Source organism: Myxococcus sp. AM011 (assembly GCF_013372595.1).
GTDB classification, from domain to species: domain Bacteria; phylum Myxococcota; class Myxococcia; order Myxococcales; family Myxococcaceae; genus Myxococcus; species Myxococcus eversor.
The window spans coordinates 1-19,020 of record NZ_JABXEM010000232.1; the positions used below are offsets into that span (position 1 = coordinate 1).

Below are 19,020 nucleotides of genomic sequence, written 5' to 3' on the forward strand. Positions count from 1 at the left end.
GGGCGGGACCTCGGGGCCATACCGAGGGGTGGACATACCCTTGAGTCAGGAGCCGGGAATGGCGACCAGCGATTACGCCCGAATCGAGCAGGCGATTCTCTATCTCGATGCGCACGCGCGCGAGCAGCCGTCCCTGGACGACGTCGCGGCGCACGTGGGGCTGAGCCCCTTCCACTTCCAGCGTCTCTTCACCCGCTGGGCGGGCATCAGCCCGAAGCGATTCCTCCAGGTGCACACGCTCAGCTCGGCGCGTCGACTGCTGGCCGAGCGGCGAAGCGTGCTCGACACGTCGTTCGCCGTGGGCCTGTCGGGAGGCGGGCGGTTGCACGAGCTCTTCGTCACGCTGACGGCGATGACACCGGGAGAGTTCAAGCTCGGGGGCGAGGGGCTCACGGTGCACCACGGTGTGCATGTGACGCCCTTCGGTGAGTGCCTGATTGCCGTGTGTGAGCGGGGCATCTGCGGGCTGCACTTCCTCACGGGGGAGTTGGAAGCGGAGGCGCTGGCGGAGCTGAAGGCGCAGTGGCCGAAGGCCACGTTCGTGGAGTCCGCGCAGGAGACCGCGCCCTGGGTGGAGCGCATCTTCCCCGAGGCGCCGCCGAGTGAGCGCACGCCGTTGTCGGTGCTGGTGAAGGGGACGCCGTTCCAGGTGCAGGTGTGGCAGGCGCTGCTGCGCGTGGCGCCGGGAGAGGTGGCGACGTACGAGGACCTGGCGAGGGCCATCGGCAAGCCGAAGGCGGTGCGCGCGGTGGGCACGGCGGTGGGAGGCAACTCCGTGGCATTGCTGATTCCCTGCCACCGCGTGCTGCGGAAGACGGGCGTCTTCGGGGACTACCGCTGGGGGCCCGCGCGCAAGCAGGTGATGCTCGCGTGGGAGTCCCTGCGATACGGGGCGGAGAACGAGGATGGCGACGTGAGAGATGCCCAGGTGGGGCTGGGTTGAGTCGGCTGCGTCGCTACGAGCGACTCATGCCGCGAGGGGCCCGTTTCGGTCCACGGACCAGGATGGCGGAGACCTTCCCCGAATCCGCAATCCCGCAGACCAGGGCGCGCTCGTGGGTGGAGTCCGGGGACATCAATCCGTGGATCGCCAGCCCTGTCCCCACGACGCCACTGGCGGCCCCAATTTCACCAATCGACTCGCAGGGAGCCAGGACGCTGCACGCGTCGAAGTCGATGTGCTGCCCGAGCAGGACCTGTGCATTGCCCCAGACATGTGCCTTCCATTCCTCGCCATTGAGGTCGAGCACCAGCTCACCTCGAAAGGGGAGTCCCGAGTCATCGGCGGCAAGGGCCTCCTGGATAGCCTCCGCCACCAATCGTCCGCGCTTCGCCAGGCTGGAGACGTCATTGGCAGGTGGCGACTTCACGACGACGGAGGCGATGTGACAGCCATCGCCTGTGTCGCGTGGGTGCGCCGCTTCCACCATGAGGCAGGCCCCGGCCTGCCCAGGCAGGAGCCCCGTGGGGGCCTCGGCACTCTTCAATCGGCGGTGCCGGGCCAGCCATTGGAGGGTGAGCCCATCCAGATACGAATCGGCTCCCGCGAGCACCACCCGACCCACCTCCCGGTGGGAGCCCAGGAGCGTCGCCGCGCGCTGGAGCCCTTCCGCGAAGCCGGAGTGGCCTGACGCAAGCGCTTCCGTGTGTGCGAATGGGAGCGAGCTTGTCATCAATTGTTGGAGGGGCCTGACGAAGTACTGGCCCAACGCATCAGGCTTCTCGTGGATGGCCCACCGGAACCGCTCGGGGTCCAGCATGGGCGTCAGGGCCATCAGCGCGGTTCCTCGCCAGCGCTCGGGAGCCATGGGTGTTGGGGTCCCTTCATGGAGCAGGTCCTCCAGTGCTCCCGCGGCGAGTCGCACCCATGCTCCGGCCTGGAAGAACCCCTCGGCGAACCCGGAGACCGGGTGGCCTCGGGCCGGGGTGACGTCGCCGTCTCCACTGGACACGAGGAGCCCTGGAAGCTCGCATGCGCGCGTCAGCCCGGCGCGGATGGCCGAGCAGCTCCCGGTGCGGCCATAGCCCACCGAGGTCACCATCCCGAGTCCCGTCACGGCCAGTCGCATGGTGTCTCTAGCCAAGGTCGACGAACGAGGGGATGTGCCGCCAGGCATCGGGAGAGGGAAGTGGGGTCGACTCCACTCGGCGAGCCAGGGAGGGCGCGAATGGGTAGTCACGGGCCACCTTCAGCTTCGCCCGCTCCGCGAACCTCAACAGGGCGAGCAACTCCAACCACAAGTGGAACACGGTGGCCACGTCGTTCGGAGAGGTCTGCTCCTGCTCGAGCTTCTTCTCGTTCTCGCGGCGATGGTCGCCAATCCATCGCTCCAGGGCCTCATCGAAGAGCTGCTGGTCCGAGTGGAGCAGGGCCCGGCACAGCTCCAGGCGAAGGTCCGCGCCACTCGCGAGAACCTGCTCGTAACGCTTCAACAGTGCGTCCAGGTGACTGCGTTCCCGCTCAAGGACGAAGCCATCCATGAGCAGGCGCATGTAGAGGAAGTCTTCCTCATACTCTTCGTCGGGATTCCAGGTCGCACGCGATGCTTGAGCAATGGCTCGAGCCGCCTTCACATCGGCGCAAGCGACGGCGTCGAAGAAGGGCTCGCAGCGGCTGGTGACCTTGTTCTCGACGGGAAGGCCTTCCAGGTAGAAGACGAAGGCATGAGCGCTTCGTGAGAGGTGGTTGACGAACCCCACGACCTGGCCGGACATGAAGAACTCCACGATTCCCAATCGCCTGTAGTAGCCGCAGAAGAAGAGCATCTGTCGCGGCGTCACGTCGCGCGCGAGGACAAAGGGAAGCCCCTGTCCCAGCGAGATGCCCAGGTCCTTGCGCACCAGCCACAGGGGAACGCTCATGCGCTCGAACCGCTCGCTGACTTCGTGGTGGGCACCTGGGGCAGGCTGAAGAGATAGATGTTCGTGGGGTTCACGGCCTTCAGGGCGTCCGCCAGTTGATGGCTGATGACGATCAGCTCGCGCTCATGCTTGAGCCGGAAGATGGCCGGGGTGTCCTGGAGCTTCTCCGGGTCAAGGACGGCTTTCTCAAGCTTGACGACTTCATCACCCTCCCACTCGATTTCACTCGCTTCCAGATTGAGGCAGTCGCGGTTCCCCAGTGGATTGACGATGAAATAGTCGCGGCTTGCCTCTCTGCCCTTGTGATTGAGCATCACGAAGGGGAGGCATTCCATGCTGACGCCGGTGGCCTCGATGATGTCCTTCAGCTTCCGCTCGACCACGAGGATGCTGTCGGTATTGCATACGAGAGATGGCAGCTTGATGCCGCCGTACTCGTCGCTCATTTGCCACGCGGTATTCGCGGGGTAGTCGGCGCCCATTGCAATCCCGCGCGACATTTTATAGCTCTTGCCGCGAATGCTGTCAGGCAGGTCGCCCATCGTGCAATAGGACAGGTCGGTCAGCGGAGCCAGATTCAAGGAGAAGTAGTTCATGAGAGTTTCAGCCCGGGCAAGTCGACAAGCGGTTCTCCAGGGTTGCTCGATCCAAAGTCCGTAATGGCCTTGTAACAATCATTGGAGAGCGTGTGGAGCTTCCTCTTGGAGAGTGGAGTCATCTTCTTGATGTCGCAGTCCTGATTTTCTCCTTTGATTTCCGCAGCTCTCTCTTTGTAGTCGCTCATGATGGCCTTGAGCCGGGTCGCGACCTTGTGGTTGTAGGGAATGTGGTCGAACTTGGGTTTCTGGTCAAACGCGGTCGACCCATCATCCAGTGAGAGATGTCTTGGGAGGTTGAGGATCTTGCCCACCTCGGTGTCCATGGGCAGGAGGATCATGTTGACGTAGTGGTTGACGTTGTAGGGAGCCTTGAGAAGTCCCGCTCGAATGAGATTCACGATCCGCGGATCAGTATCCGCATTCGCGATCGCCGTGTTCAGGGTGCCCTTGGGAATCATGTGGTGGGCATTGTTCCAATAGGGCCAGAACGAGGTGGTGAAGTTCATCCCCGGGCCAATCGGCTTCCCTGCGGCATCCACGGCGCCCACGCGTGTGGGTCCATTGATATCCCAATCGCCCGGCTGTGGCACGGTGAGGTGGTCGCCATAGTCACCGTCCCAGGGATATCGGCCGGAGGGGTTCTCCGGACTGGAGCCGCGCCGGGTGAGGTATCGCGAGGTCGGAATGGGTCCCCCGCCATGGGCTTGAGCGATGCGCGCGTGGCCGTCGGCGGAAACCTTGTAGATGTCACCGCGTCCCTTGTTGCTACGGGAATGCTCGACGGCCTGATAGCGATAAGAGCAGCTGTTCTTCTTGTGGTAGTCCGACTCGTGTCCTGAGAGGCAGGCCCCGCCCTCCAGGGCGTTCCCGATGGGCTTGTGAAGACCCGTGTCCTTGTGGACGACCGAGAGCTTGTTGACGCCGACACTCGTACCCATGTGACACCTCGTGTGCTCAGTGGCTCATCTGCGTCAGGAAGGGACCGGTCCAGAGGGCCCGGCTTCCCAGGGAGCGAAGCTCCGTCAATCGATGCGTCTGGAGGTGCGAGAAATCGAGCACCTCCACCGCGTGTCGTCCCTGGGTCCGGATGGCCAGCTCCAGCGCCAGGGGCGCACGTCGTCGCGTCACGGCGCTGCTCAAGGAATCCACCAGGGCTTCCGCCGTGAACGGGCGTCCCGCGAGGTACCGTGCATCCTTCCCGAATCGAGGACGCTTCTCGGCCCACCAGGTCTCGATGGCTTCAGGGCGTGGCAGCTCCAAGTGGGCATCCCGGGGCTCTTCGTCCGAGGCGTCCTCCTCCTCGTCCGGCTCCTCCCGCTCCTTGCGGAAATGCTCCGTGAGGACCAGCCCGGTGATGGCGCAGAAGGCCTCGGCCGCGACGCCCGCGTGTTTCGCGTCCCTCAACCAGGGGAGGCAGGCCTCTACCGCCGCGACCTTGCCGCTGAAGCCCACGGCCCACAGCGCCTCACGGCGAAGCGTCGAGACATCGAGCAACCGCAGCATTCGTGTCAGATGCGCGGGTTCGCCTCCCATCGACATCGCCAGGCGTGCGAGGTCTCCACCCTCGTCCCTCGCGTCGCTCCAATCGAGACACGCCAGGAACGCCTCGCGGCTGTTGCGGACCAGTCCCCAGCGCAGGCCCGCGGCGCGGACAGCGGCGCTGGGCGAGCCGAGTGCCTTTCGAAGGAGCCTCGGGTCTTCCGGAAGGTTCACCGCACAAGCCGCGCGGAGCGCAGCCGCTTGAACCCTGGGCACTTCGTGCTGGCACAGCCGGAGGAGGGGCTCGGGAGGAAGTCCCCGCCGGAAGGAGAGCACTTCGAGCAACGTGGCCTGCAAGTCCGGGTCATCCATCGCGAGCAGCGGCAGGAGCTGCTTCGACAACCCGGGGCGCTCGCTGAGCGACAGGGCGCGTGCCATGGCGCCGCGCAGTTCATCCGGTGCTTCCTGGAACGTCCGCATCACGAGGTCGGCGTATCCGTCCATGGCGAGGAGCGTGTGGCTCGCGACGCGAAGCTTCTCGGAGTCCTCTTCTCCCAGCGCGGGAATCAGGAGTCGCTCGGCTACACGTGGGCCACCGAGCACGAGGGCCCGAAGGTGCGCCCGCAGTCGGAGTTCATTGCCTCCCGCGACGTCCGCCAGCGTATGGCGCGAGGAAGACAGGTTGCCTTCCCACTGCGTCCACAAGAAGCAGGCTTCTTCGAAGTGGGTTTCGAGTACGTCCCAGCGGAGCTGTTCATCCGGGCGATCCCACATGTCTGGCCACGATAGGGGCACAGCGCTCCCGGCGGCCACCCACGACTGTGATTCAGGGCGCCAGGTGGCGCATGTGGTTGCTTGCCGTCTACGGGATTTCCGAGGGGCGTGCATGCCCCTCCCTGCGAGATGCGGACCTGAAGCCTCCGCTCAGGAGATCCGCGCGACGAGCTTGAGCGGCAGGTTGCGCAGGAAGAACCCCACCACGGTCCACGGCCAGCCGGGGACGTAGGCGCTTACCGGCTCGCGCTCAATCGCCTTCACCAGCGCACGTGAGCCCGTCGCCGAGTCCACGGCGAACGGCAGGTTCTTCGCCCCCGCGTTCAGCTCCGTGTGGATGTAGCCGGGGTAAATCGTCGACACCTTGATGGGCGTGTTCATCAGCTCCGCGCGGATGCCCTCCGTCAGCGTCGCGAGGCCCGCCTTCGTCGCCGCGTACACCGTGAGATGGCGAGGCAACCCCCGCATCGCGCTCATGGATGAAATGGTGACGAGGTGTCCCTGGCCCTGCTTGCGAAGGATGCCCACGGCCGCCTCGCACTGCGCCACAGCGGCCACGAAGTTCGTCTGCGCCGTCTTCGCGTTGGTGGCGAAGTTGCCGGTGCCAATCCGTTTCCCCACGCCAATGCCCGCGTTGATGATGATGCGGTCCAAGCTGCCGAGGTCCTTGGCGAACGCCTCGAAGACCTCGAACACCTGCTCGTGCTCATTCACGTCCAGCGCGCGCACGGAGATGTGCAGGTCCGGATGCTTCGCCAGCAACTCCGAACGCAGCGACTCCAGCCGGTCCGTGCGCCGGGCGCACAGCGCGAGGTTCCGCCCCCTCGCCGCGAACTCACGGGCCATGCCCTCACCCAGTCCGGAGCTCGCGCCGGTAATCAGGATGTTCTTGCGCATGGCCGTGTTCCTCAACGGTAGGTGATGAGAGCGCTCTGAGCGCCCTCGAAGTGGGCGTGCTCGTTGAGCGTGGACATGTAGCGGCCCCGGTCACTGTAGATGACCTTCGTGACGCCACAGTTGGCGAGCGTCCAGTTCAACCGGAACGCGTGCTCGTCTGGAATCTGGAGCAGGTGCTGGCAGATGGCCGTGACGGGGCCGCCCGAGGTGAACACCAGCGCCGTCTTCGACGGCCCCAGGCCCTGGATGAGCGCGTCCAGCGCTCGCACACAGCGCTCCCGGAACACCGGCCAGGGCTCCGTGTACTCCGCGTCGTGTTTCCCGGCGACCCAGCGCGCCACGGCCTGGGTGAACAACTCCTGGAACGCACGGCGCGGGTCCTTCGCGCCCATCAGCTCCTCCGCCAGGGCCGCGTGATTCGCATAGCGCGGCGTATGCCGGGCCACGAGCTCGTCATGGTCGAACTCGTTGAAGCCCGGCGTGCGCGCGGGCAGCAGGCTCGTGCCCATCGCGGTGAGGCACGTCTCCGCCGTCTGCTGGTGTCGCGTGAGCGTGCCGGCGACGACCGCGTCCAGGGTGGGCAACCGCGTCTTGAGCGCCTCGCCGAGCACCCGGGCCTGGATGAAGCCCGTCTCGGAGAGCTGGTCATAGTTCCGCGCGCCGAAGGACGCCTGCCCATGGCGGATGAGATACACCACGCCCATCAGCGACCACCCTTCCGGATGAGGCGCCTGCAGCGCCAGTCAAAGTACGTCACCAGCGACCAGAAGTTCTTGAACGCCGGGTTGCGCGTCTGCTTGTGGTGATAGCGGTAGTAGATCTGCTGGATGATGCCGGCGAGCCGGAAGATTCCGAAGACCTCGTAGAAGGTCCAGTTGGCGGGCTTCAGGCCGGAGCGCTGGAGGTAGTAGTCGACGACCTCCTGGCGGCGCAGCATGCCGGGCACGTGCGTAGGCTGGCGCCGCGTGGCGCGCATGAAGAAGTCGTCATCGGCCTGGACCCAGTAGGCCAGCGCGCTGCCCAGGTCCATCAGCGGGTCGCCCAGCGTGGCCATCTCCCAGTCGAGCACTCCGATGACATGGGTGGGGTCACCCGGGTCCAACACCACGTTGTCGAAGCGCCAGTCATTGTGGATGACGCAGGTGGCGACATCGTCGGGGATGTGGTCCTTGAGCCAGGCGCGCACGTACTTGAAGCTCGGCACGTTCCACGTCCGGGCCTTCTCGTAGCGGTCCGACCAGCCTTCCACCTGACGCCTCGGGTAGCCGGCTCCCTTGCCGAGCGACGACAACCCTGCGGCCTGGGCGTCCACGGCATGCAGCTCCAGCAGTCGGTCCACGACGTTGAGGCAGAGCTTGCGAGTCTCCGCGGGGCCGAGGTTCATACCCCTGGGCATGTTGGCGCGCGGGATGATGCCCTCGATGCGCTCCATGACGTAGAAGTCCGCGCCGATGACGGCGGGGTCCTGGCACAGCCCCACCATCTCCGGCACCCAGGGGTAGGCGGGCTTGAGGGCCTTCTGCACGCGGTACTCGCGCGACATGTCGTGCGCGGACTTCGCCTTCGTTCCGGACGGCGGCCGGCGAAGGATGAGGTCGCGGTTCGGATACTTGAGGCGGTAGGTCCAGTTGGACGCGCCGCCCGAGAACTGCGTCACCGTGGGCGAGCCCTCGAGCGTCGATATCTGGTGTTTGAGCCAGGCATCGACGGCGGCGACGTTCAACTCCTCACCGGCTCGGATGGAGCCGGGCGTGTCGAGCGTAGTGGAAGGCGTGGCGTTCGTGGCCATGGTGGGTCACTTCCTGGAGAAGCCGCGCTTGGCCAGTTCGATGCGGGCGATGACGCCCTTGTGCACCTCGTCCGGGCCGTCCGCGAGGCGCAGGGTGCGCGCCTGTCCGAAGAAGCCCGCGAGCACCGTGTCGTTGGAGACGCCCGCGCCGCCGTGAAGCTGGATGGCGTCGTCGACGATGCGCTGGAGCATGCTCGGGGCGACGACCTTGATGGCGGAAATCTCGGTCATCGCGCCGATGGGGCCCACCTGGTCCATCTTCCACGCGGCGTAGAGCGTGAGCAGGCGGGCCTGGTCGATGGCGATGCGGGCCTCGGCCACGCGCTCGCGGTTGCCGCCCAGGTTCATGATGGGCTTGCCGAAGGCCGTGCGGTTCATGCCCCGGTCAATCATCAGCTCCAGCGCCCGCTCCGCCGCGCCCACGCAGCGCATGCAGTGGTGGATGCGGCCGGGGCCCAGTCGGCCCTGGGCAATCTCGAAGCCCATGCCCGGGCCGCCGATGATGTTGGAGACGGGCACTCGCACGTTGTCGAAGTGGACCTCGCCGTGGCCGTGGGGCGCGTCGTACTCGCCGAAGACGGGCAGCATGCGCTTGATGGTGATGCCCGGCGCGTCCAGGGGCGCGAGCACCATGGAGTGCTGGTGATGACGGTCGCCCCCGGTGTCGGGTGTGCGCGCCATGAAGATGGTGACCTTGGCCTTGGGGTGTCCCAGGCCGGTGGACCACCACTTGGTGCCGTTGAGGATGACCTCGTCGCCCTCGACGACGGCGGTGGCCTCCATGTTGGTGGCGTCCGACGAGGCCACGCCCGGCTCCGTCATGCAGAACACCGAGCGGATGTCACCCGCGAGCAGCGGCTTGAGCCAGCGCTCCTGCTGGGCGGGGGTGCCGTACTTCCACAGCACCTCCATGTTGCCGGTGTCGGGGGCGTTGCAGTTGAAGACCTCGGGGGCCATCAGGCTGCGCCCGGTCTCCTCGGCGATGGGCGCGTATTCGAGCGTGGAGAGGCCCGGGGCGAGCTTCTCGTCCGGGAGGAAGAGGTTCCACAGCCCCTGCTCCTTGGCGCGGGCCTTGAGGTCTTCCATGACGGAGGACACCGGCCACGTCTTCCAGTCGCCGCCTCGGGAGGCTTCCATGACCTCCTGGTAGTAGCGCTCCTCGGAGGGCTCGATGTGCTCGCGCATGAACCGCTTCACGCGCTCCAGGTAGTCCTTGGCTCTGGCGCTGGGCTCGAAGTCCACGGTGATGCCTCCTCCACGAGAGGCGTCCATCCTTGGCACCCGACTCTTGTTGAATCCACTGAATGTTGGTCATGTGTCGTCATGAGCCCAGTTCATGACTCTGCCCGGCGGCCCGGGGCTCCCGACCTCAACCTCTTCAGGGTGTTCGACGTCGTCTACCGGGAGCGCAACCTGACGCGCGCGGCCGAAGTCCTTTTCCTCAGTCAGTCGGCGGTGAGCCATGCGCTGACCCGTCTGCGAGAGCAACTGGGTGCCCCGCTGTTCGTCCGGGAGGGGCGCGGGGTGGCGCCCACGCCGCTGGCTGAACGACTGGCGCCGGAGATTCGCGAGGCGCTCGCCCTGTTGCAGCAGGCCGTGCACCACACCCGCGGTTTCGAGCCCGTGCGGGATGTGGGCACCTTCACGCTGGCGATGAGCGACATGCTGGAGCCGTCCATCGTTCCTCGGCTCGTGGCTCGGCTTCGGGAGCGAAGTCCGGAGGCGCGCATCAGCAGCGTGCGACTGGAGCGGACGCGACTGGAGCGGGACCTCGCGTCGGGACGGTTGGATCTGGCCATCGACGTGGAGCAACCCACCAGCGCGGAGCTGCGGCACACGGCCTTCACTCATGACGCGTTCTGTGTGGTGAGTCGTAAGCGCAGGCGGCTGGACGTGGCGGCGTACATGGGAGCGCGCCATGTCACGGTATCGTCGCGGCGCACGGGGCTGGCGGTGGAGGACCTGGTGCTCAGTCGTCTGGGATATCAGCGCGAGGTGACGGTGCGTTGCCGGCACTACGAGACGGCCTGCCGCATCGTGTCTGGTTCAGACTTGATGCTGACGATGCCCCGGCGCCGCGCGGAGGAGATCAACGCGCAGCTGGACAACCACCTGTTGCCCATGCCGCTCGCGCTGCCCCGGCTGGAGCTGCACCTGTACTGGCATCGCTCCGAGGACAGCGAGCCGCGCAGTCAGTGGTTGCGCTCGGAGCTGCAGTTCCTGGCGAAGGGACTGATGGGCGCCTCGCGAAGATAGTGCTTCCGGGTGTCTGAACTCCCGCGCGTTGGTCTAGGTTCAGTCCATGCACGACGCGGCCTTCACGACAGAGTTCTTCACCCCGTCGGGGGTGCGTCTTCGCCAGAGGAGCTCTCGCCCAGGCGCCTTCAACTGGCTGCTGCTCCCCGGCGGGCCTGGGATTGGCTCGGAGAGCCTGCTCGGGCTCGCGGACGTCCTGGATGTTCCCGGCACGTGCTGGATGGTGGACCTGCCGGGAGATGGGTCGAACGTCTCGCCCCCGGGCTCCCCCGAGGTCCCCTTCGACGTGTGGCCCCGCGTTCTCGTCGAGGCCGCCCGCGCGCTCCCGAACTGCGTCTACCTGGGACACTCCACCGGAGGCATGTATCTGCTGTCCGTGCCGGAACTGGAGACGTTGCTCGTGGGAATGGTGCTCGTGAGCACGGCACCCGACGCGGGCTGGCGTGCGCCGTTCTTCGCGATGACCCAACGGCATCCCCTTCCCGAAGTCGACGCCGCGAGCCAGCGCTATGACGCCGAGCGCACGAACGAGCGGCTCCGCGACATCGCGGTGGCATCAGCGGAGTGGAACTTCACGGCAGAGGGCCTCGACACGGGACGCGAGCTGCTGCGGCGGATGCCCTACAACCGCGCGGCCGTCGACTGGTCCGACCGCGCCTTCGATGAGACGTACGTCCACACGTGGTGGCCGCGCTCCCTGCCCACGCTCATCATCAGCGGCGCCGAGGACCGCATCGTCCAGCAGACGCCGTGGTCGCAGCCCGCCTTCCAGGGGCCGCACATCCTCCACAGGACGGTGGAGGGCGCGGCCCATTTCCCCTGGGTGGAGCGCCCGGAGGCCGTGGCCTCCGCCATGCGCGAGTTCGCCTCCCGGCTGACGCCACGTCCGTGAGCACTCAACGTCGGGCCTGCTTCACGCCTCGATGTCGAACGCGAGTGACGCCCGCTCACCGGGCTCCACATGCAGCAGTCCCTCGCCAGTAGCCAACGCCCCAGCAGCGGCCGTCCACGGCTCCACGCAGACGAAGTCCTTGCCGCGCAGGGTCCACACCACCAGCACCTTGAACTCCGGGCTCCACGACAGGTGCACCGGCCGCAGACCCGGTCCGCGTCCCAGCACCGTCCCAGGGCCGGAGTGGTCTCTCAGGTGCAAGTCCACCTCGTCCTGCGTCAGGTCGAGCCCCGTGAAGGGCACCTCGCGCTTGTTCCGGTTGTCCCACGCGTGCGTCGCGTCCGTCTCCACCGTGGCCACGGCCTTCGCCGCGTCGGGCACCCGGAAGTACGGATGGAAGCCCAGGTGCAGGGGCAGGGGGCGCGTGTCGCGATTCTCCACGTCGAAGTCCAACGTGAGCCGCGTGCCCACCAGCGAGAAGGTGAGCTGCGCGTCGAATTGCCACGGGAACTGGCGCAGCGTCTCCTCGGTGGAGGACAGCCCCACCACCAGCAGCGAGTCCTCCGCCTGGCGCACGGTCCACGGCAGCCGCCGCGCGAAGCCGTGCTGCGACATCGTGAAGGACTTGCGGTCCGCCGGGTACGTGTCACCCGGAAGGGGCCCGGCGATGGGGAACAGCACGGGGATGCCACCGCGCACGTTCTTCGCCGGGTCCGCCACGGTGGCCTCGTCGAGGTACAGCACCTCGTCGCCGTCCACCGTCATCCTCGAGACGAGGGCCCCGCGTGAAGGAATCACCTCCACGCGGCACCCACCGTCCACCAACGCGTACGTCTCCAACCCTGCGATACCGGGGAACGCTCGGCTCATACGAGCCTAGATACCCCCATCGTGGGGGTCGCTGTCCATGAACGGATACGGCACCTTCGCGGGCGAGACAAAGGTCTCCTTCACCGTGCGAGGGCTGGTCCACCGGATGAGGTTGAGCAGCGAGCCCGCCTTGTCGTTGGTGCCCGACGCCCGCGAGCCGCCGAAGGGCTGCTGGCCCACCACCGCGCCCGTGGGCTTGTCGTTGATGTAGATGTTTCCCGCCGCGTGACGCAGCTCGCTCATCGCCGTGTCGATGGCCTTCCTGTCACGGCCGAAGATGGCGCCCGTCAGCGCGTACGTCGCGCTCTGGTCCACCTCGCGCAGCGTCTCCACGTACTTCGCGTCGGGATACACGTACACGCCCACCAGCGGCGCGAAGACCTCCTCGCGCATGATGCGGTGACGCGGGTTGGTGAGCTGCACCAGCGTGGGCTTCACGAACCAGCCTTCCTTCCGGTCCGCCTCTCCGCCCGCGACGATGCTGGCCTCGCCGTCCTGCTTCGCCAGGTCGATGTACGAGGAGACCTTCTTGAAGGACTTCTCGTCGATGACCGCGCCCATGAAGTTGCGGAAGTCCGTCACGTCGCCCATCCGGATGTCACCGATGAGCGCCTGGAGGCGGGACTTCAGCTTGGGCCACATGGACTCGGGGACGTAGACGCGGCTGGCCGCCGAACACTTCTGGCCCTGGTACTCGAAGCCGCCGCGGACGATGGCCACCGCGAGCGCCTCCACGTCGTCCGCAGCCGACGCGTGCGCCACGATGAAGTCCTTGCCGCCCGTCTCACCCACCAGCCGGGGGTACTGCTTGTACCGGCCGATGTTCTCTCCCACCGTCTTCCACATGGAGTTGAACGTCGGCGTGGAGCCGGTGAAGTGGATGCCGCCCAGGTGGGGGCTGGCCAGCGTCGGGTTGCCAATGGTGGGCCCGTCGCCGTTGAGCATGTTGATGACGCCGTCGGGCAGGCCCGCCTCACGGAGCAGCTCCATGAAGTACCAGGCGCTCAGCGCCGCCGTGGAGGACGGCTTGAACAGCACCACGTTGCCCATGATGGCCGGCGCGGTGCAGAGGTTCATCGCGATGGACGTGAAGTTGAACGGCGCCACCGCGAACACGAAGCCGTCCAGCGGGCGGTAGTCCAACATGTTCCACGTCTGCGGCGAGGACTCCGGCTGGATGGCCAGGATCTGCTCGGCGAAGTGGACGTTGTAGCGCAGGAAGTCGATGGCCTCGCACGCCGCGTCGATTTCCGCCTGGTGGGCCGTCTTGGACTGACCCAGCATGGTGGACGCGTTGATGAGCGGGCGGTAGCGCGTGGCGAGCAGCTCCGCGGCGCGCAGGAAGATGGCGGCGCGCGAGGCGAACGGCATCCGCGCCCAGTCCTCCTTCACGGCCAGGGCGGCCTGGATGGCCTGCTCGACATGGCTGGCGTCCGCCTCGTGCAGCGTGGCCAGCACGTGCGAGTGCCGGTGCGGCATGCGGACGGTGTCCGTCTTGCCGCTGCGCACCTGCTTGCCGCCGATGATGAGCGGGATGTCGATCTGCTCACCAGCCATGCGCTTGAGCGCGGCCTGGAGCTCGCGGCGCTCGGGAGCACCGGGCGCGTAGGGCAGGATGGGCTCGTTTCGGGGAGCCGGGACGCGGGGGATGGCGTTGATCACGCGGTGGACCTCGGGACAGGGCGAAAAGGGCGGGGAGCATGAACCAACCGACTCCACCGGGGAAGCGTGGAAGCAGGCCGTCGTCTGCACCCGGACACCCGCTGTCAACCCCCAGCCTGGCCGGGTATTTCCCACCACCCCGCCCGGAGGCTCATACCGTGCGAGGGGGGCACATTGACCGGGCGACACAGCGCGCGGTTACGATAGGGCATGCGCATCCCGCCCCCGAGCCCCGCGATGCCGCCCGTCCCTGGCCTCACCGCCCTGGAAGAGGCGCTCCGGAAGGACCTCGAGCGGCTGGAGTATCCCCGCCGCTCCTGGGTGCTCCCCCGCCGCACCCGCGCCGGCGAGCCCGTGCTGGATGTCCTCATCATCGGCGGAGGACAGAGCGGCCTCACCGCCGCCTTCGGGCTGATGCGCGAGAAGGTGACGAACCTGCTCGTCGTCGATGACGGAGAGCAGGACCTCGCGGGGCCCTGGAAGACCTTCGCGCGCATGCACACGCTGCGCACGCCCAAGCACCTCACCGGCCCCGACCACAACCTGCCCAACCTCTGCTTCCAGTCCTGGTTCGAGGCCCAGTATGGCGAGGCCGCCTGGACGTCCCTGGAGCGCATCCCCAAGGAGCTGTGGGCGGACTTCCTCGGCTGGTACCGGCGCACGCTGGGCATCCCCGTGCGCTGCCGCTCGCGCGCGGGCGCGCTGACCTGGAGCGCGGAGGACGACTGCTTCCAGGTGCCGCTGGAGGACGTGCGCACGGGACAGAGCGAGGTCCTCCACGCCCGCAAAATCGTGCTCGCTACGGGCATCGACGGCTCGGGACGCTGGGAAGTCCCAGCGGTGGTGGCGGGGCTGCCTCGCGAGCTGTACGCGCAGACGCGCGAGGACATCGACTTCGAGGCGCTGCGGGGGCGCAGCATCGGCGTGCTCGGCGCGGGGGCCTCCGCGTTCGACAACGCCTCCGTCGCGCTGGAGCACGGCGCGGGCGAGGTGCGTCTCTTCTACCGGCGCAAGACGCTGCCCACCGTCAACCCGTACCGCTGGGCGGAGTTCGTCGGCTTCCTCAAGCACCACGCGGACCTGCCGGACGCGGACAAGTGGCGCTTCATCCACCGCATCTTCGAGATGGGGCAGTTGCCTCCCGCCGACACGTACCGCCGTGCACGCGCGTATCCGCAGTTCCACCTGCACGCGGAGAGCCCGTGGGTGGGCGCCGAGGCCGTGGACGGACGGGTCCGCATCACCACGCCGCAGGGGCACTACACCTTCGACAAGCTCATCGTCGGCAGCGGCACGGTGACGGACCTCTCGCTGCGTCCAGAGCTGGCGAACCTGCATCAGGACATCGCGCTCTGGAAGGACCGCTTCACGCCGCCCTCGGGCCAGTCGCACACGGACCTGCTGCGCCATCCGTACCTGGGGCCCGGCTTCGAGTTGCAGGAGAAGCACCCGGGCCGCGCGCCGCATCTGTCGTCCATCTTCAACTACACCTTCGGGTGCCTGCTCTCGCTGGGCTTCGGTGGCGCGAGCATCTCTGGCATGAAGTACAGCCTGCCTCGACTGACGGCGGGCGTGACGCGGCAGCTCTACGTGGATGACCGGGACGCGTTCTTCAGCGCCCTGGAGTGCTTCGACGAGAAGGAATTCGAGCCATGAGCAGTGGTGAGTTCGGGCTGCGCAGCCGTCGCGTCCTCGCGGCGGGTGGTTTGCGCGAGGCGGTGGTGGTGGTGAAGGACGGGCGGGTGGTGAAGGTGGCCGGGCCGGGTGAGGCCCTCGGGGCCCTGACGGTGACGGACGTGGGCAACCACGTGGTGATGCCCGGCGTGGTGGACTGCCACGCGCACATCAACGAGCCCGGCCGCACGGAGTGGGAGGGCTTCGAGACGGCCACGCGCGCGGCGGCGGCCGGCGGCATCACCACCGTCGTGGACATGCCGCTCAACTCGCTGCCGCCCACCACCACGTTGGAGGCGCTGAAGCTCAAGGCGAGCGCCGCCAGCGAGTCCAGTCAGGTGGACCACGGCTTCTGGGGCGGGGTGATTCCGGGCAACGCGGACGAGTTGGAAGCGCTCATCGACGCGGGTGTCGCGGGCTTCAAGTGCTTCTTGTGCCCCTCGGGCGTGGACGAGTTTCCCCCGGCGGACCGCGCGGTGCTCGACGTGGCGATGCCGATTCTCGCGCGGCGGGGCATTCCGCTCATTGTCCACGCGGAGCTGGAGTCTCCGCTGGAGGCCGCGGACGCGGGCGGCCCGCGCACGTACCGCGCCTATCTGGAGTCCCGGCCTCGCCGCTGGGAGCAGGACGCCATCCGGATGATGATGGAGCTGGCGCGTCAGCACCGCTGCCGGGTCCACATCGTCCATCTGTCGTCGGCGGATGCGCTGCCGTTGCTGGCAGACGCGCGCCGGGAGGGACTGGATGTCTCGGTGGAGACGTGTCCGCACTACCTCAGCTTCACCGCCGAGGAAATCGAGGATGGGGCCACCCACTTCAAGTGCGCGCCCCCCATCCGCGAGGCTGAGAATCGCGAGCGGCTCTGGGCCGGGCTGGCGCGGGGCGACATCGAGCTGGTCGTGTCGGACCACTCGCCCTGCACGCCGGCGCTGAAGCTCCTGGAGCGCGGTGACTTCGGCGCGGCGTGGGGCGGCATCGCGTCGCTCCAGCTCAGCCTGTCTGCCGTGTGGACCGAGGCGGCCAGGCGTGGCCACGGTCTGGAGACGCTGGTCCGCTGGATGTGTGAAGCCCCGGCTCGGCTGGTGGGACTGCACGGCACCAAGGGGACGCTGTCACCCGGCGCTGACGCGGACCTGGTGGTGTTCGACCCCGAGGCCACATTCACCGTGGAGCCCAAGCGGCTCCAGCACCGTCACCCGCTGACGCCGTACGCGGGCCGCACGCTCTCGGGCGTGGTGGAGACGACGTTCCTTCGCGGGACGAAAATCTACGAGCGCGGGCAGCCCTTCCCGCGTCCGAGTGGAACCTGGGTGCGCCGCCCGTCCTCGGCGCGCATCGCCGCTTGAAGCCTTTGGAGAGTACACACCATGCATGCACCGGAAGAGGGGAAGCTGCGCGTCGGCTTCACCGAGCTCATCGACCTGGCCGCGGAGAAGGTCGGCGGCAAGGCCCTGCTGGCCAGTGACGAGTTCTTCGCCGGCAAGGAGAACCTGCTCAAGCCCGGCCGAGGCGTCTTCATCCCCGACAAGTACACCGAGCAGGGCAAGTGGATGGACGGCTGGGAGTCGCGCCGCAAGCGCGTTCCCGGTCACGACTGGTGCATCCTCCAGCTCGGGCTGCCCGGCGTGTTGCGCGGCGTGGATGTCGACACCAACCACTTCGTGGGCAACTTCCCCGAGTACGCCTCGGTGGACGCGCTGGAGGTAGAAGGCTCGCCCTCCGCCGAGTCGCTGGTGGACGCGAAGTGGACGCGCATCCTCCCGCAGCTGCGGCTGCAGGGCGGTTCGCGCAACCTCTTCCCCATCCTCAGTGAGCAGCGCTGGACGCACCTGCGCCTCAACATCTACCCGGATGGTGGCGTGGCGCGCTTCCGCGTCCACGGCGAGGTGAGGCCGGACCTGGCGCGGCTGACGCACGCGAATGGCTCGGTGGACCTGGCGGCGGCGGAGAATGGCGGCACGGTGTCCGCGTGCAACGACGCCTTCTTCGGCCCGAAGGACAACCTCATCCTCCCGGGCCGTGCCGCCAACATGGGCGAGGGATGGGAGACGCGCCGCAAGCGCCTGCTGCCGGGCTTCGACTGGATTGTGGTGAAGCTGGCCGTCCCCGGCTCCGTGGAGCGCGTGGAGGTGGACACCGCGCACTACAAGGGCAACTTCCCGGAGAGCGCGTCCCTGGAGGGAATCTCCCTGCGTGAGCCGGTGGTGGACTTCGCCAACGCGCATGACCTCGCGTGGACGGAGCTCTTGCCGCGCACGAAGCTCCAGGCGGACCATCGCCACTACTTCGAGTCCGAGCTGAAGGCGAAGGGCCCCTTCACCCACGTGCGGCTGAAAATCTTCCCCGACGGTGGCGTCAGCCGGCTGCGCGTCCACGGGCGGCCGGCATGAGCGCGCTGACTCGGCTCAACACGCTGGCTCCCGAGGCGGCCAAGGAGGAGCTCTTGCGCTGCTGTGGCTCCGCGCGCTGGGTGGAGGCCATGGTGCGCGCGCGGCCCTACCGGGACGTGGAGCACGTGTTGGCGGAGGCCGGGTGGCTCTGGGAGCAGACGGGGCCGGATGACTGGCACGAGGCCTTCAAGCACCACCCGCGCATCGGCGGCGTGGACTCGCTGCGCGCGAAGTTCGCGTCCACCGCCACCTGGTCCTCGCAGGAGCAGGGCGGGGTGAGCGGCGCCGCCGAGGCGGTGCTCCAAGGGCTGGCCGACGGCAACAAGGCCTACGAGGAGCGCTTCGGTTTCATCTTCCTCGTCTGCGCCACGGGCAAGAGCGCGGAGGAGATGCTGGGGCTGCTGCGCGCGCGCCTGGGCAACGCACCGGACGACGAGCTGCGCATCGCCGCTGGCGAGCAGGCGAAAATCACCCGCATCCGATTGGAGAAGCTGCTGGCGTCATGAGCACTCTTTCCACCCACGTTCTCGATACGAACCGCGGCCGTCCGGCCTCCGGTGTTCCCATTGCATTGGAAGTCCAGGTGGCCGCGGGCGAGTGGAAGGAGCTGGCTCGCGGCGTCACCAACGACGATGGCCGCGTGCGCGACTTCCTGCCGGCCGGCGCTCGCGTCGAGCCCGGCGTGTACCGGATGTCCTTCGACACCGGGACGTACTTCCGGGGGCTCGGCGTGAAGGGCTTCTACCCGTCGGTGTCGGTGGTGTTCGAGCTGGCCGCGCCCGACGAGCACTACCACGTGCCCCTGCTGCTCAGCCCCTTCGGCTACTCGACGTACCGGGGGAGCTGAACCCCGGGCCTCAGGCCTTGTTGGTGGGC

19 protein-coding genes are annotated in these 19,020 nt (G+C 67.5%); 8 read left to right on the top strand and 11 right to left on the bottom strand.

Annotated features, from left to right (window positions below; translation table 11 throughout):
* The first annotated feature begins 58 nt into the window (after positions 1–58).
* A complete protein-coding gene (locus HUW62_RS35605; RefSeq protein ID WP_163870899.1) occupies positions 59–943 on the top strand; it encodes a bifunctional transcriptional activator/DNA repair enzyme AdaA in 885 nt (294 codons plus the stop codon).
* 13 nt (positions 944–956) lie between these two features.
* Here the strand turns inward: HUW62_RS35605 and HUW62_RS35610 are convergent, their stop codons facing one another.
* The 9 genes from HUW62_RS35610 to HUW62_RS35650 all read right to left on the bottom strand — a co-directional run bounded on the left by HUW62_RS35610 (position 957) and on the right by HUW62_RS35650 (position 9,672).
* Positions 957–2,069: a hypothetical protein gene (locus HUW62_RS35610; RefSeq protein WP_176436960.1), complete on the bottom strand. Its 1,113-nt coding sequence runs from the start codon at positions 2,067–2,069 to the stop codon at positions 957–959.
* A 7-nt stretch (positions 2,070–2,076) separates the two neighbouring features.
* Positions 2,077–2,862: an Imm49 family immunity protein gene (locus HUW62_RS35615; RefSeq protein WP_176436961.1), complete on the bottom strand. Its 786-nt coding sequence runs from the start codon at positions 2,860–2,862 to the stop codon at positions 2,077–2,079.
* Positions 2,859–3,458: a DUF1629 domain-containing protein gene (locus HUW62_RS35620; protein WP_163870896.1), complete on the bottom strand. Its 600-nt coding sequence runs from the start codon at positions 3,456–3,458 to the stop codon at positions 2,859–2,861. The genes HUW62_RS35615 and HUW62_RS35620 overlap by 4 nt, the downstream gene beginning before the upstream one ends.
* Entirely contained in the window at positions 3,455–4,399 is a 945-nt protein-coding gene (locus tag HUW62_RS35625) for an AHH domain-containing protein (RefSeq protein ID WP_176436962.1), read from the bottom strand. Before HUW62_RS35625 ends, HUW62_RS35620 begins: the two co-directional genes overlap by 4 nt.
* Positions 4,400–4,415: 16 nt before the next feature.
* A complete protein-coding gene (locus HUW62_RS35630) occupies positions 4,416–5,714 on the bottom strand; it encodes a TIGR02270 family protein (RefSeq protein ID WP_176436963.1) in 1,299 nt (432 codons plus the stop codon).
* A 150-nt stretch (positions 5,715–5,864) separates the two neighbouring features.
* On the bottom strand, positions 5,865–6,611 hold the full coding sequence (locus HUW62_RS35635; protein WP_176436964.1) for an SDR family oxidoreductase: 747 nt from the start codon (positions 6,609–6,611) through the stop codon (positions 5,865–5,867).
* 11 nt (positions 6,612–6,622) lie between these two features.
* Positions 6,623–7,315 (bottom strand): histidine phosphatase family protein, encoded by a 693-nt coding sequence (locus tag HUW62_RS35640; RefSeq protein WP_176436965.1) that lies wholly within the window; start codon positions 7,313–7,315, stop codon positions 6,623–6,625.
* Complete coding sequence (locus HUW62_RS35645; RefSeq protein WP_176436966.1) at positions 7,315–8,400, bottom strand: phosphotransferase family protein; 1,086 nt, start codon at positions 8,398–8,400, stop codon at positions 7,315–7,317. The genes HUW62_RS35640 and HUW62_RS35645 overlap by 1 nt, the downstream gene beginning before the upstream one ends.
* A gap of 6 nt (positions 8,401–8,406) precedes the next feature.
* Positions 8,407–9,672 carry an acyl-CoA dehydrogenase family protein gene (locus tag HUW62_RS35650; protein ID WP_176436967.1) on the bottom strand — a complete coding sequence of 422 codons (1,266 nt, stop codon included), beginning with the start codon at positions 9,670–9,672 and terminating at the stop codon, positions 8,407–8,409.
* 51 nt (positions 9,673–9,723) lie between these two features.
* Here HUW62_RS35650 and HUW62_RS35655 point away from each other — a divergent pair, with 51 nt between their 5' ends.
* Both HUW62_RS35655 and HUW62_RS35660 read left to right on the top strand, forming a co-directional pair.
* Positions 9,724–10,656, top strand: coding sequence for a LysR family transcriptional regulator (locus HUW62_RS35655; protein ID WP_176436968.1), 933 nt, complete (start codon positions 9,724–9,726; stop codon positions 10,654–10,656).
* A gap of 46 nt (positions 10,657–10,702) precedes the next feature.
* A complete protein-coding gene (locus tag HUW62_RS35660) occupies positions 10,703–11,548 on the top strand; it encodes an alpha/beta fold hydrolase (protein WP_176436969.1) in 846 nt (281 codons plus the stop codon).
* 21 nt (positions 11,549–11,569) lie between these two features.
* On the opposite strand, the gene HUW62_RS35665 is transcribed toward HUW62_RS35660, so the two are convergent.
* The gene (locus HUW62_RS35665; RefSeq protein ID WP_163870887.1) at positions 11,570–12,418 is read right to left on the bottom strand and encodes an aldose epimerase; all 849 of its coding nucleotides are present in this window, start codon (positions 12,416–12,418) and stop codon (positions 11,570–11,572) included.
* Between the two features lie 6 nt (positions 12,419–12,424).
* A complete protein-coding gene (gene pruA, locus HUW62_RS35670; RefSeq protein ID WP_176436970.1) occupies positions 12,425–14,080 on the bottom strand; it encodes an L-glutamate gamma-semialdehyde dehydrogenase in 1,656 nt (551 codons plus the stop codon).
* A 210-nt stretch (positions 14,081–14,290) separates the two neighbouring features.
* On the opposite strand from pruA, the gene HUW62_RS35675 reads away from it, so the two are divergent.
* Genes HUW62_RS35675 through uraH form a run of 5 tightly spaced genes read left to right on the top strand, consistent with a single transcriptional unit; the run spans position 14,291 to position 18,991 of the window.
* Positions 14,291–15,736, top strand: a complete 1,446-nt coding sequence (locus HUW62_RS35675; protein WP_163870885.1) for an FAD/NAD(P)-binding protein — start codon at positions 14,291–14,293, stop codon at positions 15,734–15,736.
* A complete protein-coding gene (gene allB, locus HUW62_RS35680; protein ID WP_176436971.1) occupies positions 15,733–17,100 on the top strand; it encodes an allantoinase AllB in 1,368 nt (455 codons plus the stop codon). The genes HUW62_RS35675 and allB overlap by 4 nt, the downstream gene beginning before the upstream one ends.
* A gap of 21 nt (positions 17,101–17,121) precedes the next feature.
* Positions 17,122–18,144, top strand: coding sequence for an allantoicase (gene alc / locus HUW62_RS35685; protein WP_176436972.1), 1,023 nt, complete (start codon positions 17,122–17,124; stop codon positions 18,142–18,144).
* Positions 18,141–18,650, top strand: coding sequence for a 2-oxo-4-hydroxy-4-carboxy-5-ureidoimidazoline decarboxylase (uraD, locus tag HUW62_RS35690; RefSeq protein ID WP_176436973.1), 510 nt, complete (start codon positions 18,141–18,143; stop codon positions 18,648–18,650). Before alc ends, uraD begins: the two co-directional genes overlap by 4 nt.
* On the top strand, positions 18,647–18,991 hold the full coding sequence (gene uraH / locus HUW62_RS35695) for a hydroxyisourate hydrolase (RefSeq protein ID WP_163870881.1): 345 nt from the start codon (positions 18,647–18,649) through the stop codon (positions 18,989–18,991). The genes uraD and uraH overlap by 4 nt, the downstream gene beginning before the upstream one ends.
* The last annotated feature ends 29 nt before the right edge of the window (positions 18,992–19,020 follow it).